General features: G+C 36.1%; 15 protein-coding genes. All 15 read right to left on the minus strand.

Features of this window, described 5'->3' with window-relative positions:
• Positions 1–113: 113 nt before the first annotated feature.
• Positions 114–1,046, minus strand: coding sequence for a primosomal protein DnaI (gene dnaI, locus ACFSUL_RS12415; protein WP_377935848.1), 933 nt, complete (start codon positions 1,044–1,046; stop codon positions 114–116).
• Between the two features lie 9 nt (positions 1,047–1,055).
• Positions 1,056–2,465, minus strand: a complete 1,410-nt coding sequence (locus ACFSUL_RS12420) for a replication initiation and membrane attachment family protein (RefSeq protein WP_377935850.1) — start codon at positions 2,463–2,465, stop codon at positions 1,056–1,058.
• 103 nt (positions 2,466–2,568) lie between these two features.
• Positions 2,569–3,024, minus strand: a complete 456-nt coding sequence (gene nrdR, locus ACFSUL_RS12425; protein ID WP_377935852.1) for a transcriptional regulator NrdR — start codon at positions 3,022–3,024, stop codon at positions 2,569–2,571.
• Positions 3,025–3,097: 73 nt separating this feature from the next.
• On the minus strand, positions 3,098–3,475 hold the full coding sequence (locus tag ACFSUL_RS12430) for a cytosolic protein (RefSeq protein ID WP_377935854.1): 378 nt from the start codon (positions 3,473–3,475) through the stop codon (positions 3,098–3,100).
• Positions 3,476–3,612: 137 nt separating this feature from the next.
• A complete protein-coding gene (gene speD, locus ACFSUL_RS12435; protein ID WP_071411091.1) occupies positions 3,613–3,993 on the minus strand; it encodes an adenosylmethionine decarboxylase in 381 nt (126 codons plus the stop codon).
• A gap of 472 nt (positions 3,994–4,465) precedes the next feature.
• Positions 4,466–5,494, minus strand: coding sequence for a glyceraldehyde-3-phosphate dehydrogenase (locus tag ACFSUL_RS12440; RefSeq protein WP_377935856.1), 1,029 nt, complete (start codon positions 5,492–5,494; stop codon positions 4,466–4,468).
• 288 nt (positions 5,495–5,782) lie between these two features.
• Positions 5,783–6,388, minus strand: coding sequence for a dephospho-CoA kinase (gene coaE / locus ACFSUL_RS12445; RefSeq protein ID WP_377935858.1), 606 nt, complete (start codon positions 6,386–6,388; stop codon positions 5,783–5,785).
• A 19-nt stretch (positions 6,389–6,407) separates the two neighbouring features.
• The gene (gene ytaF / locus ACFSUL_RS12450; RefSeq protein ID WP_377935860.1) at positions 6,408–7,040 is read right to left on the minus strand and encodes a sporulation membrane protein YtaF; all 633 of its coding nucleotides are present in this window, start codon (positions 7,038–7,040) and stop codon (positions 6,408–6,410) included.
• A gap of 312 nt (positions 7,041–7,352) precedes the next feature.
• The gene (gene mutM / locus ACFSUL_RS12455; protein ID WP_377935862.1) at positions 7,353–8,177 is read right to left on the minus strand and encodes a DNA-formamidopyrimidine glycosylase; all 825 of its coding nucleotides are present in this window, start codon (positions 8,175–8,177) and stop codon (positions 7,353–7,355) included.
• A 66-nt stretch (positions 8,178–8,243) separates the two neighbouring features.
• Complete coding sequence (gene polA, locus ACFSUL_RS12460) at positions 8,244–10,874, minus strand: DNA polymerase I (RefSeq protein WP_377935864.1); 2,631 nt, start codon at positions 10,872–10,874, stop codon at positions 8,244–8,246.
• A gap of 316 nt (positions 10,875–11,190) precedes the next feature.
• Entirely contained in the window at positions 11,191–12,126 is a 936-nt protein-coding gene (gene hflC / locus ACFSUL_RS12465) for a protease modulator HflC (protein ID WP_377935866.1), read from the minus strand.
• Complete coding sequence (gene hflK / locus ACFSUL_RS12470; RefSeq protein ID WP_377935868.1) at positions 12,123–13,100, minus strand: FtsH protease activity modulator HflK; 978 nt, start codon at positions 13,098–13,100, stop codon at positions 12,123–12,125. Before hflK ends, hflC begins: the two co-directional genes overlap by 4 nt.
• A 296-nt stretch (positions 13,101–13,396) precedes the next feature.
• Positions 13,397–15,181, minus strand: a complete 1,785-nt coding sequence (pnpS, locus tag ACFSUL_RS12475; RefSeq protein ID WP_377935870.1) for a two-component system histidine kinase PnpS — start codon at positions 15,179–15,181, stop codon at positions 13,397–13,399.
• Positions 15,178–15,897, minus strand: a complete 720-nt coding sequence (locus ACFSUL_RS12480) for a response regulator transcription factor (protein WP_377935872.1) — start codon at positions 15,895–15,897, stop codon at positions 15,178–15,180. The genes pnpS and ACFSUL_RS12480 overlap by 4 nt, the downstream gene beginning before the upstream one ends.
• A gap of 393 nt (positions 15,898–16,290) precedes the next feature.
• On the minus strand, positions 16,291–16,767 hold the full coding sequence (locus tag ACFSUL_RS12485; protein WP_377935874.1) for a MaoC/PaaZ C-terminal domain-containing protein: 477 nt from the start codon (positions 16,765–16,767) through the stop codon (positions 16,291–16,293).
• Positions 16,768–16,919: the final 152 nt, after the last annotated feature.

The raw sequence follows: 16,919 nt of genomic DNA on the forward strand, positions 1-16,919 counted from the left end.
TTTATATATATGGAGAGCTTGTTCGAATTAGAAGTTTTCAGACAAATTTTATTCACCTTTTATAAAAAAACTGCCGTACAGAAGAATTCTCCTCTTGTACGGCAGTTTATTCCTTATTCTCTCCTGTTATGACCGTCAATTAATACTGGCTTAGCTAAATACTTTACTCTTTCCATAATCCTTGCTGCTTTCATCTTTTCCACTTCACCTCTTTGCGAGTAGGTAAGATGATGAGTCAATTCATCCCAATTAAAATTGGAAGAGAAAAAAGTCGGTAAGTTCTCAAGCATTCTATATTGCAAAATCGTTCCAAGTATTTCATCTCTTCCCCAGCTTGTCATCGTTTCTGCTCCTAGATCATCGAGCATAAGAACCTGTGCTTTCTTTACCATCTCTAACTTTTCATTGATGGAATTATCCCCAAGAGATTGTTTAATCTCCCTAAAAAATTCTGGGACATACACAATCATGGAAGAAAAGTTATTTTCGGCTAGTTCATTCGCAATTGCACCTAACAGATAGGACTTCCCTACTCCAAATTTCCCGTAAAAGTATAGGCCTTTCATTTTTTTCTCAGGAGAATATTCTTCTACAAAGTTTTTAGCAAGCCGAACTGCTTGAAGTCGGCTTGGGGAATCTAATGCCAAAGTGGAAAAAGATGCTTCTAAAATGTCCTTTGGTACATACAGGCTTTTAATTAACTTTTGAGAGCGTGCCCGTTCATCTTCCATTACTTTACGCGGGCATTGATGATATTCAATGTCAATGGAATTGCCCTTTATTACGAGATGTGGGTCATATCCCTTCATCATATTTTTGCATTCACCGAGACTTGGGCAATCATTACATTGTTTACTTTGGGATATATATTCGTAAAGCTTCATTATGCTTCCATCAATCATACTTCGTGTCACAGTTCCTTGATGTTGATCTATAAATGCTTTGACCTCCTCGTTTTGAAGGATATCCCTTTTGGTTTGTTCATATCTCTCTTTAAACGATCCAGAGGTAGCCAATTTTTTTAACGTATCATTTATCCGTTCCATTCTGTTCACCTACTTTCGGAAATTCTTTAATTCTTCCTCAAGCTTCCTTTTCTCTTCTTCAAAATTTAAATTACTTTGGTCTTTAGAAGGTTTTACTTTTGATGACTTGTCTTCTTCTGTGAACCAATCAGGAAGTTTCTCTGTTCTAATTGGTTTACGGCGCGATCCAGATGGCTGCTTCCCATCCTTACCTTGTGCCCATTCCAAGTATTGTTTATGTTCTTTTTTAGCTAATTCCATTGCCTCTTTTGCGGTTGTCACTTTTTTTCTTTTCCAGTGAGAAGCTATTTTTTCCATATAACCTTTTGTTAGCTTCATATCCGTTTTTAAAAGTACATATTGAATTAATACGTTCATAACACCTATTGATAATTTTTGCGTCATGAGCACTTCTTCGACCGCTTGCATATCTGCTTTCGAAGGTTTTCCACCATTGCTTATATCTGAGAGAACATCCTTCGGTGAGGTTGATTCCAAGTATTCAATAAGTTCTCCCTCTTTTGTTAAAGGCTCGTTTTTTTCTTTTTCATTCCCTTTAGTTGAAAGATGCGGAGTTAACTCGGGAAGTACATCCCCCGTTTGAAGCTGGTACCAATCTCTTGCAGACTTTCTTAACACTTCTATATCGATGGAGTCATCAGCTGTAAGAGAGCTTAGAATGACATTCTTCATTTGGATCGGGTCAATACCGTATAAATAGCTTAATTTAAGTACCGTTTCTTTGACTTTATTCGTAAAAGCTTTTCTCGGAACCATTGATTCAGATAACCCAGAGAGCAATAGGGAAAAATCAAAATTAACGTCGTCTAACTCAACACCCTTGCCTTTAGCTTGATAGATATATTGAGATTTTTCATCTGTTTTACTAGCAATGTTCGCTTCATGGTGAAGGAAATCCACATTTTGTTCTGATGTAGATGTATAAACATCTTGGAAGGAACGGGTAATTTCACTAAATTGACCTTGATTGATTTTAGAGTCTGTAAAAAAGTGTTTTAGCCTTGTAAAATGAGATTTCCCAATTTTCCTATAAAGATATACATTTAACATGCCATCATAAAAAAACTCATCTGGTGACAATGGTCGTTGCAATTCATAAATAAAAATCCGTTTATCATCTTCTGTTTTTTGGAATGTCTTTAATAAACCGATTCCCTCTAACTTTAGTCTTGCTTCATATATACTCTGTAAATTTAAAGATAAAAAGTTCATCAAGTGATAATGCGTTGATTCACCCGACCATAATTTATTCTCCTCTACCTCTGTAAATAATGTCATATACAAACTATAACAAGCTGCTCCTATAAGAGGCTGATAAAGAAGTGTTATGACCTTTTTGTCATACTCATGCACAATACCGTTCGTCTTGACACTGTAATGATCAATAGGCTGTATTTCATTCCAATGCTTCTTCATCATTAACATACTACCTTTCAGGTGAGTTTTTACTGTTTTTACAATCAATTCTACGAAATGTAAAAGAGAAAAGAGCTAAAGAACCATCTCTTCAGCTCGTACTTCATTAATCTCTTTTTATAAGGTCTTTTAATTCATCAATAAAAACATTGATATCTTTAAATTGACGATAAACCGATGCAAATCGCACATAGGATACTTCATCAATTTTTGCAAGCCTGTCCATTACCATTTCTCCGATTTTATCTGATTGCACCTCTGACGTACCTTGACTTCTAAGTTCTTTCTCAATTTCTAGTGTGATTTTCTCTAACTGCTCAAGAGAGACAGGACGCTTCTCACATGCTTTAATTAACCCTCTTAAAATTTTCTCACGACTAAACTCTTCTCTAATTCCTTCTTTTTTTACAACAATAAGCGGGATTTCCTCTACTTTTTCAAATGTTGTAAAACGATGAGCACAAAGTTCACATTCTCTTCTTCTTCTCGTTGAACGCCCCTCATCAACAGGACGAGAATCGACTACTCTTGTACCACTATGGTTACACGACGGGCACTTCATTATATCAGCTCCGTTACTTTATACTAATTATTTTTATCATATATAAGGTAAGCTGTTCCGACAACCTTCACAATTAAATTTTAATAAGATTTTTATCAAGATTTTCATAAAATGACTGGATATGTCCTTTTAAAACAGGATATGTACCTGAAAGCTTTGCTCCGTTCGCACTCACTTTAAAATCAACCGCTGTTTCAAACGGACGGACCGTAATGATTGTCACCACGATAAATAAAGAAGGGCGAATGTTTTTTTGGACTGTCCATTCCCCTCTGTCTTTTGAGTGGGATAAAACTTGATATTCATCTGAGGCAAAAAGCGATTCCACCGCATCGTTTACTTTTTGAGAAGTTGATTTATAGTAATGGGTTTGAAGATCTTTATCTACATGTTCGTCACTAGTCTCGCATTCTGATTGAAATCTTTTTAAAATCGAACGTACTCCGCTCATATTTTGTTCATCCTCCATATTTCTTTAATTCTATTTTACACGAAAAAGAGATATAAGGAAAAAATAATATAGATAGATGCACCAAAAAGAGGTGTATGGAATTCATACACCTCTTTAACGCAAATTTTATTTTAAGATTAAAGTGCTTTTACTTGCGGCTTTTTCACTTGAACAGGACCCATTCCACGTGGTACTTCAATTGTCTCGCGTGTTTCTGCACTAAGTGCATCAGCAATATAGTTAGCAGCAATATTAGGATCTAATTCGCCACATGTATACACATCAATACTCGCATAACCATGTTCAGGAAAGCTATGAATAGTTAAGTGTGATTCAGAGATAATTACAACCCCACTTACACCTTGTGGAGCAAATTTATGAAAAGCTACCTCACGAACTTCAGCACCTGATTTTAATGCTGCGTCTACAAACGTTTTTTCAATTTCATTTACATCATTTAACTTTTCAAAATCGCATCCCCATAATTCAGAGATTACATGACGACCCATTGTTTCCATTAGTCGTTTCCCCCTTTGACATAATTTTTTTCGTCAAAATGAACATTTCCATTTGCAAAAATGTTAACTACCACGGGGGAAAGTTAGTCCGAAGAGGTCCTAACCCTTTAAGTAGCTAAATTAGTACTATTCTGCTAACAAGAAGTTCACGAAAAATAGTATACTTTGTTTAAAACTGTTTTGCAATAAAGTTTTTGAATTTTTTCTTGTATTTTTACAATAACAGTACTAATCCTCATTACTTTTTACCGGAATTAGTTTTAGTATTCCACAAACGAAAGATGGACACAGGCGAAGTTTGGGGTAATTAGTGTCGTTGGTTAATAACCATGTCAGTCTTCCGCAGACATGGCCATTTTGTTAAAAGTATTAGTAAATCCATATTTATAAAATGGAATGGAAAAAACCAGTGAAGCTTCACGCAACCTCACTGGCTTAGATAATACTATCTTTTGTCTCTCTTACTATCCTTTCAAACACTTACCTCAGAACGAAGCTCCATTTTCGAAGCAACTAATTTTGCTAAATCAACTACACGGCAAGAATAGCCCCACTCATTATCGTACCATGCTAATACTTTTACCTTACGGTTATCCATTACCATTGTAGACAGACCATCAATTATTGCAGAATGTGGATTAGTATTAAAATCAATAGATACTAGCGGTTCCGTTGTATATTGCAAAATATTTTGCAATGAGCCCTGTGATGCAGTGATGAACGCCTCATTAATTTCCTCAACCGTAACATCTCTTTTCAAATCAACAACAAGGTCAACAAGTGACACATTAGGGGTTGGAACCCTTAGTGCCATGCCATGTAATTTTCCTTTTAGTTCCGGAATTACCAGTGCAAGTGCCTTAGCAGCACCCGTCGTTGTTGGAATAATGGACTGACCACACGCTCTAGCTCTACGAAGATCTTTATGCGGATTATCAATATTCTTTTGATCATTCGTGTAAGCATGAACCGTTGTCATCAGACCATTTTCAATTCCAAACTGTTCATTTAGTACTTTTACGACCGGTGCAAGACAGTTTGTTGTACATGACGCATTAGAAATAATATTATGTTCTTCCATATTTAATGCGCTTTCATTTACGCCCATTACAATAGTTGTATCCTCATTTTTCCCCGGTGCTGTTAAAATTACTTTTTTAGCACCTGCTTCTAAATGTAGACTAGCCTTTTCTTTTGAATTGAATTTTCCAGTAGCCTCAATAACGATATCAATACCTAATTCATTCCAAGGAAGTGACTTTGGATCACGATTGCCCAGCAATTGAACAGTTTTTCCATTTACAATAATGCTATCCGTTTCTGCTCTTACATCAGCCTGGAAGATGCCATGGTTTGTGTCATACTTTATTAAATGTGCTAACGTCTCAGCGGGATAGCTTGCATTGACCGCTACTACATCAAGACTTTCATCTAAAATTGCTTTTCTAAAAACCATTCTACCTATTCTTCCAAACCCATTGATTGCCACTTTAGCCTTCATTAATCCGGCTCCCCTCTATAATAATGTCATACTTATATGATGATTAACTAAAATTAGTATAACATATTAAGAGAATTTGTTAATGAATAATTTGCGTATTTTAAATGTCTTATTTTTCAGAAAAATTCAGATAATAAAAAACGCTCCCTTCGGAAAATAAATTCCTCGTGAAGCAGCTTTTATCCCGCATAAACGGGTAGTAATCCCCCCACATCAAAGATTAGAGAGGTTCGAAGAAGGAGTAGATGGGGGTAGATAGAAGCCCCCACTGATTGAAATTTCACTTTATCAAGGAATCAAGTTCCACCTTTCAAGCAGTTCTTCTAGTTGAAATTCTGTATTAGTTATAGATCCATTATTGTCGATAACCACATCTGCAAGACTAACTTTATCCTTTAACGGGAATTGAGAGTCAATCCGAGCAAGTGCATCTTCTTTGCTTAGGCTATTCCTTTCCATTAGTCTATTTAACTGTGTTTCTGCATCGACATATACAACAATCGTCCGATCCACCATCCAAGTTAAATTGCTCTCATAAAGTAAAGGAATATCCATGATGACCGTCCTTTTCCCACTAGCAAATGCTTTTTCCTTCTGGTCGAGCATCTCTTTTCTCACTGCTGGATGGACAATTCCGTTCAATAAATTTCGTTTTTCCTCATTAGAAAAAACAATACTTCCTAATTTTTCACGATTAATCTTATTGTTTTCTTTGCATAAGATTTCTTTTCCGAATTTAGTTACAATTTCATTGTATGCCGGTTTTCCAACTTCTACAACCGTTCTTGCTGCAATATCTGCATCCACTACTGTAAAGCCTTTATGTTTTAGGAAGGTGGAGACAGTGCTTTTTCCACTGGCAATCCCTCCTGTTAATCCAATAACCATTCCCATAACCGTATTCCTTTCTATCTTAAAATCTTAATACTCCTATTAGAATGAGCAGAAGTCCCGGTAAAAAAGAAACCTGTTGAATCCATCTAATATGAGAAAAGAACCTTCCCATTTTCAAACCACCGTTTAAAAATAAGAAGCTCATCACCATTACCGCTAACGCCAGAATAATTGGAGAAAAACTGAGTAACGCGGCTCCAATTCCAGCACCGAATGCATCTAATGAGAGTGCGATACCGAGCATAAAGGCTTCAATACCAGTAATGGTCCCCGACTTGTCAAAGTCTGCTGTTAAAGGCCTACGCAAGATTTGAATAACCAATCCAATTGATTTAATTTCAAAGTTAATTAACGTTTTTTCTTCTTTTACCTCTACTTCTTTTTCTGGGCGAAAAAATTGATATAGAACAACTGCCCCTAAAAGAATTAGTATCAGTCCCCCAAACCTTCCAGCAACTTCAGGTGAAATAAACGTTTGAATAGTTTGACCAACAAGCATCGCTACCAACAATGTGGTTGCGGAGCAGATGGAGATGATACTAATTGATTTAAAGGGGATGGTTACTTTCCTCAATCCATATGTTAGTCCTGTACTAAAACTATCGAGACTGACAGCAAACGCAAGCAATAATAACGTTATTGTTTGACTCATCGATTAGGCTCCTCCCTAGAAATCGCTACGATAGTATATGGGAGGAGCTTATTAAATGTTAAATAGAAATGCAAAAGCGGCTCGAACAGAGGCGACAAGCATAAGGCGAGCATCTCAGAAAGGGGTTCTTTGCCTTTTTGGGATGCTTGACTTATGACTCGAGCCTCTAGCCGCTGGCGCTAGACAACCCGAAAGGCAAAAGCGGCTCGAATAGCTCGTGAAAAAAATAGGGATTTCGCTCAAAAAGCGCTTTTGGCCTTTAGGACAAAATCACCCTTTTCCCAACGAGCTAAGGCACTTCGAAAAGCCTCATTACTTCTGACAGGTAGGACAATAATGTGTCCCCCTCCCAGCGGAAACCTTTTTCTCAATTGTCGTTCCGCATTTTGGACAAGGCTCTTCTTTCTTACCGTAAACAAATAATTGCTGCTGAAACATCCCCATTTGTCCTTGAGAATTCACGTAAGAACGAATCGTACTTCCCCCTTGCTCTACTGCTTCAGATAATGTCGCAATAATTTCGGCGTGCAGCTTTTCTACCTCTGTTTGCGTTAAGGATTTTGCTTTACGATCTGGATGAATACCCGCACGGAAAAGTGTCTCATCTACATAGATATTGCCTAAACCGACTAGTAAAGTTTGGTCTAGTAGTGCTGCTTTTACAGCTCTTTCTGTCCTCATAAGTCTGTCCGCTAAATACGAAACCGTAAAGTCAGATGAAAATGGTTCTGGACCTAATTGAGCTAAAGGTAAGTGTTTCATTTCCTCCCCTTTACTAAATAAATGCATCGTACCGAATTTCCTAACGTCCCGGTACCTTAGAGCCGTGTTATCCGTAAAATGAAAAATGACATGCGTATGCGGTTCAACAGGTTCGTTTTCTTCGTACAAACCATATCTTCCCTCCATTCGAAGATGGGAAACAAGTGCATAATCTGTTAGGTAAAATATTAAAAATTTCCCTCTCCTTCTCATTTCAAGGATCTCCTGCCCTCTCAACGACTGGACAAAAACTTCTGCATCATCAGGCAGTTTCACCATTTTTGGCCAAAAAACAGACACACTTTCAATTCTTTTTCCAATCACTAGCTGTTCTAATGTTTTACGTACTGTTTCGACTTCTGGCAGTTCTGGCATAATGGTTCCTCCTTTGCGAGACGCTTTTTAAAACCCACTGTATATTACCCATGATCCATTGATCCATTATTTTGCGTCGTACCATGTTGGACCATATGAATAATCTACTTTTAATGGCACTTTCAGTTCTAAAGCATTCTCCATCACTTCTGGTACAATCTCTTTTAATTTTTCTATTTCCTCTTTGGGTGCCTCAAAGATGAGTTCATCATGCACTTGTAGAAGTAATTTAGATTGCAGATTTTCTGTTTTCAATCGTTCCGCCATTTCAATCATTGCTTTTTTGATGATGTCCGCTGCGCTTCCTTGAATTGGTGTGTTCATTGCCGTGCGTTCAGCAAAGCTACGAAGATTGAAATTACGGCTCGTAATCTCCGGTAAATAGCGACGACGATGCAGCAATGTAGTAACAAAGCCTTTTTGTTTGGCGTCTTGCACAATCTCATCCATATATTCTTTTACTCCTGGGAAGCTTTCTAAGTAGCGCTTAATAAATTCTCCCGCTTCTTTACGAGTAATACCTAGACTTTGGGAAAGTCCATAGTCACTGATTCCATATACAATACCGAAGTTGACAGCTTTAGCTTGTCTTCTCATATTAGAAGTGACCTCATCTTTACTTACCCCAAACACATCCATTGCTGTCTTTGTATGAATATCTAAATTATTCTTAAAAGCGTCTATAAGTTTTTCATCATTTGCAATATGTGCTAATACCCTCAATTCAATTTGTGAGTAATCAGCAGCAAACATTACCCATCCTTCGTGGGATGGAACAAACGCTTGTCTTATCTTTCTTCCTTCTTCAAGTCTAATTGGGATATTTTGCAAGTTAGGATCAATAGAGCTCAATCGTCCAGTTTGCGTCAATGCTTGATTAAATCTAGTATGGATTTTGTCTGTGTTCTCATGAACTACCTTTAACAATCCTTCTAAATAGGTAGATTGAAGTTTTCCTAACTGACGATAACGCAGAATATAGTCAATGATTTCATGCTTAGATTGAAGCTTTTCTAATACATCTGCAGAAGTAGAGTAGCCAGTTTTCGTCTTTTTAATAACTGGCAGTTCTAATTTTTCAAAGAGAATGACTCCAAGCTGTTTAGGGGAGTTAATATTAAATGATTCACCTGCAAGCTCGTGAATTTTAATCTCCATTTCCTGTAAACGTTCTGCAAGTTCTGTCTTCATTTCTTTTAAACGTCCAGTATCTACCTTTACTCCTGTATATTCCATTTCAGCAAGTATTAGCGCAAGTGGAAGCTCCAACTCTGTAAATAATTCATATTGATCATTTTTCTTTAACTCTTCCACACATGTTTTTTCCAGTGTATAAAGCGATTTAGCCTTGCGCGCTAAATGTTCTGCCACTATTTTTTCTTCTGGAACTTTCTGTTTTGCTCCTTTACCATAAACACTTTCATCCGTTTGAATGGCAGGCTGATGATGGCGTCTTGCAATAGAGGCAAAATCATCACCAGAGTCAGAAGGATTCAAAATATAAGATGCAAGTAGTAAGTCAAATTCAATCCCTTTTAAATCGATTCCGTGCCTATTTAAAGAAACAACGGACAATTTAGAATCGAAAACATTTTTACTAGCTCTTTCATCCTCTGCCCACTCTTTAAATGCAGGAGAATTTAAGGCTGTCTCTAAACTAAAATAGTATGTACCATTTTCATTGTGAAGGCTCATGCCAATTATTTCTGCCAGGTGATAATTATCTTCGAGTATTTCAATGAACAGTGAATTCTGATCAGCAAAATGCTCTCTTTCTAACTTGTCGAGAATTTCATATGTAATCTCTTGCAACTCTTGTTGTTCTTCCTCTACACCCTCACCCATTTTTTCCAGTAGTGAGTTGAAACCTAATTCTTTAAAAAGTTCCTTCAGCTTATTCTGATCGTTTTCTTTATACTCTATCTCGTCTAATTTGACATCAACAGGTGCCTCACGCAAGATTGTTGCCAGTTCTTTACTCATGATGGCTTGCTGTTTATTTTCTTCCAATTTTTCTTGTAGTTTTTTTCCGCTCACTTCATCAATAGATTCTAATAGATTTTCAATTGTTTGAAATTGCTTCAATAGTTTTATTGCTGTTTTTTCTCCTACTCCAGGGACACCCGGGATATTATCTGAACTATCTCCCATCAAGCCTTTCATGTCGATAATCCGATTAGGCGTTATTCCCCATTTTTCCTCAATATGTTTAGGTGTATATACTTCTGTATCTGTTATTCCTTTTTTCGTGATACAAACCGTTGTTTTATCAGAGCTAAGCTGTGTTAAATCTTTATCACCAGAAATGACTTTTACTTCGTATCCATCTTTTTCTGCTGTTAGCGAAAGCGTTCCGATTATATCATCTGCTTCATAATTTTCTATTTCATATCGTGCTATTCCATAAGCATCTAAAAGTTCACGAATATATGGAAACTGTTCTGATAGCTCGGGAGGTGTCTTTTGCCGTCCACCTTTATACTCCTTATAAGTGCTATGACGAAATGTTGTTTTGCCCGCATCAAAGGCAACCAATATATGCGTAGGTCTTTCCTCTTCTAGAATTTTTTGTAGCATTGTAGTAAATCCATAAATCGCGTTCGTATGTATACCTTTATCATTATTTAACAGCGGTAATGCAAAAAATGCCCGATAAGCAATACTATTGCCATCAATTAAAACTAGTTTTTTATCCATTGAGGTGCCTCCTCGTACTACATAATTTTTAATTTTCCCGTGCAATTATCCCTGTTCTCTCTCCCGTTTATTCTACCATGACCTGTAATGAAAGGAAAAATGGCTAGCATCTGTAAGTAAGAGGTTCAGTCGTCTAAAATGACTCTATGTAGTAATTATAACTATACAAAACCTTTCCTCTTTCAACCTTTTGTATGTCCTATGGACTCGTAATGGTTCTATCCGATGACTGATATCTATTTACGACTTGCACGCTAAACAAAAAAACCTAAAATAAAGCAACTATCGCTCTATTTTAGGCCCTAAAGTTATCAAATTATTCCGTGTCTCCTGCAAGAATACGTGCATATGGAGAGTCAGACGGTAGAACAATGACCGTTTCTCCATCGACTGTTTTTTTGTACGTTTCTAATGTTTTATATAAATTGTAGAATTCTGGATCTTTAGAAAAAGAAGAGTTATAAATTTTAGCTGCCTCTCCTTCTCCTTCACCACGAATAACATTAGCATTCGCTTCTGCTTTTGCTAGCAGCTCTCGAACCTCTCGATCTGTTTCCGCAATAATCCTTTGCTTATCCGCGTCTCCTTTTGAAAGATACTCCTGAGCTTTCGATTCGCGTTCTGAGATCATTCTGGCATAAACAGACTTTTCATTCTCCGGTGGTAAATCAGTCCGCTTCATTCTTACATCAGTAACAGTTACACCATAGTTATCTCTTTTAAGCAATTTATTTACCTTCTCCGTAACACGGTCATTTAAACTTCCACGAGATGATTTTTCATCATTTATTATTTCATCATAATTTAGGCTTCCTAGCTCTGCACGGACAACAGAATAGATGAACTCTTCCATTCTTGTTTCAGCATTGATTACAGTCCTAGCATTTGTAATCATTTTTAAGGGATCTTCTATTTTCCATACAGCATAGTTATCAATGATAATACGCTTTTTATCTTTTGTGTTAATTTCAGCTTCCGAAACATCATAGGTCATTTGGTATTGAGGCAGTGAAGTAACCGATTGGATAAACGGAATTTTAAAATTCAATCCAGGCTCTTCTTCAATTCTAACAACTTCACCAAACTGGCGAACAACTTTATATTCCCCTTCTTTTACCACGTAGATATTTGTGAAAACTAATGCAAGTACTGCTAACAATACGATTAAGAAGATACCAATCTTTGTATACTTTTTCCACTCAATCGGCTGTTTTTTCCTATTATATTTTTCAAAAACATTTTCTTCCGTCATTGCTCTTCACTTCCTTCCTCCGTTTTAGCAGGTGCTGGCTTCTCTGCACCGCCTTCGAATGAACGAATTGGGAAGTATTTTAATGTATCTCCATTATCCTTCATAATGTATACTTCCGCATCTGGTAAGACATTTTCTAAAGTTTCAAGAATTAGGCGTTTTTTCGTTATCTCAGAATTACCTTTGTATTCCTCATAAAGCTTGTTAAATACGGCTACATCTCCTCGCGCTTGCTCAATGCGTGCTGTTTTTTCTCCGTTCGCTTTTGAGATGATGGCATCCTTTTCTCCTTTCGCCTCATTGGATCGTTGATTTCGATATTTCTCTGCTTCATTCTTCTTTGTATTCATCGTTTCTCTAGCATCCGTAACGGCAGTAAAAGCACTGCGCACCTCTGCATTCGGTAGCTCTACATCTTGCAACTTAACATTTATAACCGAAATCCCCATATTATAGCCTTCTACTAAGTTCGTTAATAAGTCCCTTACCTCCGCCTCAATTTCAGCTTTTCCGGAAGTAAGAGCATCATCAATTTCTGAACTACCAATAATACTTCTGATGGATGCGGAAGTAGCATCGTATAATATTTCTTTCGGATCATCTGCATTAAATAAATAACTCTCAGGATCTGTAATTTTCCATTGAACAACAAGGTCTGCTAACACAATATTTTCATCCCCTGTAATCATCTTTGTTTCATCGGGAAACTCATTAATTTCCCCATCCTTTTCTTCAAATCCAAATTGCAAGCTGAATGTTTCTTTTGAAAGGATTTCTACTGATTGAATTGGCCAAGGCAATTTAAATTTAAGACCTGGTTCAGTATCCGGTTCTCCTGCTTCTCCAAATGTTAAAACAATCGCCTGGTCCGATTCATCCACTGTATACCATGAAGTAAATAAAACGATTGATAGTATAATAGCCCCAAACACCATTCCAGTAATGGCATAAATTCTTTTAAGACTCAAATCCATCCCCCCTTTTTTATTTGTACTATGTAATACGATTGAATAAAAAAAAGGTTTCCTTCTTTTATATATAAAAGAAAAAGACGAGAACGGGGTCAGTTCTCGTCTTTTCTTATCCATTTGGATGAAGGGGTTTTCACTAAGTATAGTATCATTCAATTATTAATCTAATTTGAAAGCTGTGTAAATATATTGTAAACATTTCAATTATTTACATATTTTCTTGTTTAGGATGAAAGGTTTCCTATATTTTTCTAATATATCATTGATAATTATTCATGATACATAGAGATACCTTCCATTTATTTTTCAATCTCCTTATTTTTTGGAAACCTTTTATAAAGGGTGACAATGAAAGTTGATCCTTTATTTACTTTGGATTTCACTTCTATTTTTCCATAATGTGCCTCAACTATATGTTTTACAATAGCTAATCCTAATCCTGTTCCCCCAGAATTCCTACTCCTAGCTTTATCAACTCGGTAAAACCTTTCAAATATTCTTGGAATCTGATCTTCTTCAATACCAATCCCGTTGTCTTCTACAATAACTTTGACCCTTTTTTCATCCGTTTTAATATGTACATTAATTTTGCCATTTTTCTGTGTGTAGGCAATAGCATTGCTGATTAAATTAATAAACACTTGCTTCATTCGATAAGGGTCAATTTCAGCACTACTGTCGCTAGCAGGTGTATAAGACAACTTAATTGCTTTTAGTCTCGCTCTATCTTCCAAAATTGGAAGTACTTCCGAAATTAGTTTAGCCATATCTGTTCTATGAACGGACAAAGTAAAACCTTGCTTTTCAATTTTTGACAGTTCAAGAAGATCTTGAATAAGTGATTGCAACCTATCACTTTCTTTTAGGATAATATCTAGAAATGCTTCAAGTGTCTGTGGTTCCTTCATTGCCCCGTCTAATAAAGTTTCTGAAAACCCTTTTATAGAAGTTATTGGTGTTTTTAGTTCATGAGATACATTAGCTACAAAGTCTTTTCGCATTTGTTCAAGCTTTTTAAGTTCTGTAATATCATGAAACACGACAACGATACCATTCCATTCATCGTTGTGACCGATAATAGGAGCCCCGTAAACCTCGTAATGCCTTCTTTCTATTTTATGTGGAAGTAGTATTTGCCTTCTCAATCTCTGCTCTGTCATGAAAATTTCTTCTACTAACTTATTAACTTCTGTATGTTGAATAACTTCATGGTATCGTTTTCTAGGTAAAACTTTTTTTATATTAAAAAACTCGTTGAAAGCCCGATTTGTCACCACAATATATCCGCGATGATCGATAAGTAGTAGTGCACTTCCCATATTTTCTATTAGTGTAGTTAATCTATCCTGCTGCATTTCCTGTGACATGACCATTTCTTGAAGATTACGAGCTAGAATATTTATCGATGTACTTAACATCGTTGTCTCATCTAAACGGTCCTCATACGTCCTAGCTTTATAGTTACCTTTTGCTAATTCTATTGCCACATTTGTTGCCGACTCTATTGGCTTTGTATATCTATTTGTAATCCTAGCCCCTAGTAAAATAATAACAATTAGGGATAAACCAAGCGAAACGGATAAAACAATCCAAATTTGATGATTAATTTTATTTAAAGCATCCACTTTCGTACTCAAAATCAGTAAACCGTCCAACTGTTGTCGCTTATTATATAATGGATACCAATAGTACTTAACTTCTAACCCTGACATTACCAGTTTTGTTTGCTTATCCTTTTTATCCCAGTTCTCCGTTATATCTGTAATAATTTCTTCTTGTTTTTGGTTATTTACTTCTTTGATTATCCCTGTATCTTGAAGAATGTCCCCTTTATCATTCGTAATCGTTATTCTTACATCTAAAATCTTACTGATTTCTTGGGTCATTTTCTCATCATAGGATTTCGGATCACCATTTTCACTTATTTCATTAGCAAGCAATTGTGCCTCTTTTTCGATCCTTGAATTAAATGTATCTAAATAATAATTTTTAAATATTTGCCCTAACAAAAGTCCAAGAGCAATTAATACAGCGATTATTAACGTTATTAATGCAAAAAGAAGTTTTGTTCTAAACCTCATCATGGAGCTTTAGGCTCCTCCAGTTTATACCCTAGTCCTCTAATCGTCTTTATGTACATTGGCTTTTTTGTATTCGATTCTATTTTATCTCGTAAATGACTTATATGGACATCAACAATTCTAGTGTCCCCTGCAAAGTCATACTTCCAAACGGCACGTAATAATTGATCACGTGTCAAGACTCTCCCTTTATTCTCAGTTAGAAAGAGCAGAAGTTCAAATTCCTTTGGTGTAAGCTCTAGTAAACGCCCTTGAAAATAAGCCTCATACTGTTCTGGATAAATTTTCAATTCCGCCACTTCATTGTACTCTTTTATCACTTCTAAAGAATGATCATTTGTTTCTTGTATAGCTTGACTTCGCCTCAAAATTGCCTTTACTCTTGCCACCACTTCACGCGGACTAAATGGCTTTGTCATATAATCGTCAGCACCAAGTTCCAAACCTAACACTTTATCAAACTCATCATCTTTTGCCGTTAACATTAAAATAGGAAGCAGTTCTTTTTGCTGACGCAGCTTTTTGCATACTTCTATTCCATCCATTTTCGGCAGCATAAGATCTAAAATCATCAAATCGGGCTTTTCTAATATCGCTTTGTTTTTTCCTTCTTCTCCGTCACTAGCCGTTATCACACTATAGCCTGACTGTTCTAAATTATACTTAATTAAAGTAACGATTGACTGTTCATCATCAACGACAAGAATTTTTTTGTTCATAGACAAAATGGCCTCCGTCCAAAAGTTTTAATACCTCAAAATACCTTCACTATCAAATACATCTTCATTATAGTACAAAAACTCCCCCCTCACCTACCCCTTATTTTTCAAACAATAACACAGCTAGTCGAAAAATTATCGACAACTGCATATAGTTAAAGACTGTTTTTATAAAATTTATTGTTTGTGGGCAATGGACCGTTCCTTTCCACTTCCATCCACTCTATGTTTTCAATTGTTGTTAAAAGCAACAATCTTTTTCAAATCAGTCTAATTAAAAGAAGAAATATGCAAGTGCCTTAATCAGCCGAGAATGCAAATGCTTTTAACTAAATAAGAAGACTAGAGACGGGTAGAACACCCGTCTCTAGTCTTCTTATTTATAAATTTATTTTAAAAGTTTTCCAATGCCTGACTGTTCATTTTTTCTAAGCGATGGGGAGGACACACTTTCACCGTTCCGCTTACTACAATTTCATTTTCATCGTTTGTTGCGGAGACTTCGATGACAACGATATGATTAGACATATCTATTTCCCTTACTTCAAAAAGAAATTGAATTGTAGAATAATGGTAAATAGGTTTTGGGAATTCGATAGATTGTTCCATTATATGAGAACCTGGTCCTGGTAGATACTTCGACACAGCTGAAGTAATAATTCCTGTTAACATGATGCTTGGAACAATTGGCTTTTTGAATGGTGTTTGTGAAGCATAATCATGTTGTATATATAAGGGATTTGCATCATTTGTTAAGCCTAAATATAACAACAAATCTTTATCTTCAATTTTCTCTGTCAATGTTAATTTTTCCCCCACTGACATTTCTTCAATCTTTCTTCCAAGTTTTCTTTTTTTACCTAGCAGCATTCCATACACCTCCACTTGATAACGCTTACAATTTTGAATAGAGCGAAAATATGCACACTTATATAATACCATTTCTATCCTAACCATTCAAAATGATCTTATCCTAAAAACAGAATAAAAAAGAAATGCCTTTTAGGATTCTAAAAGGCGTT

Origin of the sequence: Bacillus seohaeanensis (genome assembly GCF_042684945.1) — a bacterium.
GTDB lineage: Bacteria > Bacillota > Bacilli > Bacillales > Bacillaceae_B > Rossellomorea > Rossellomorea seohaeanensis.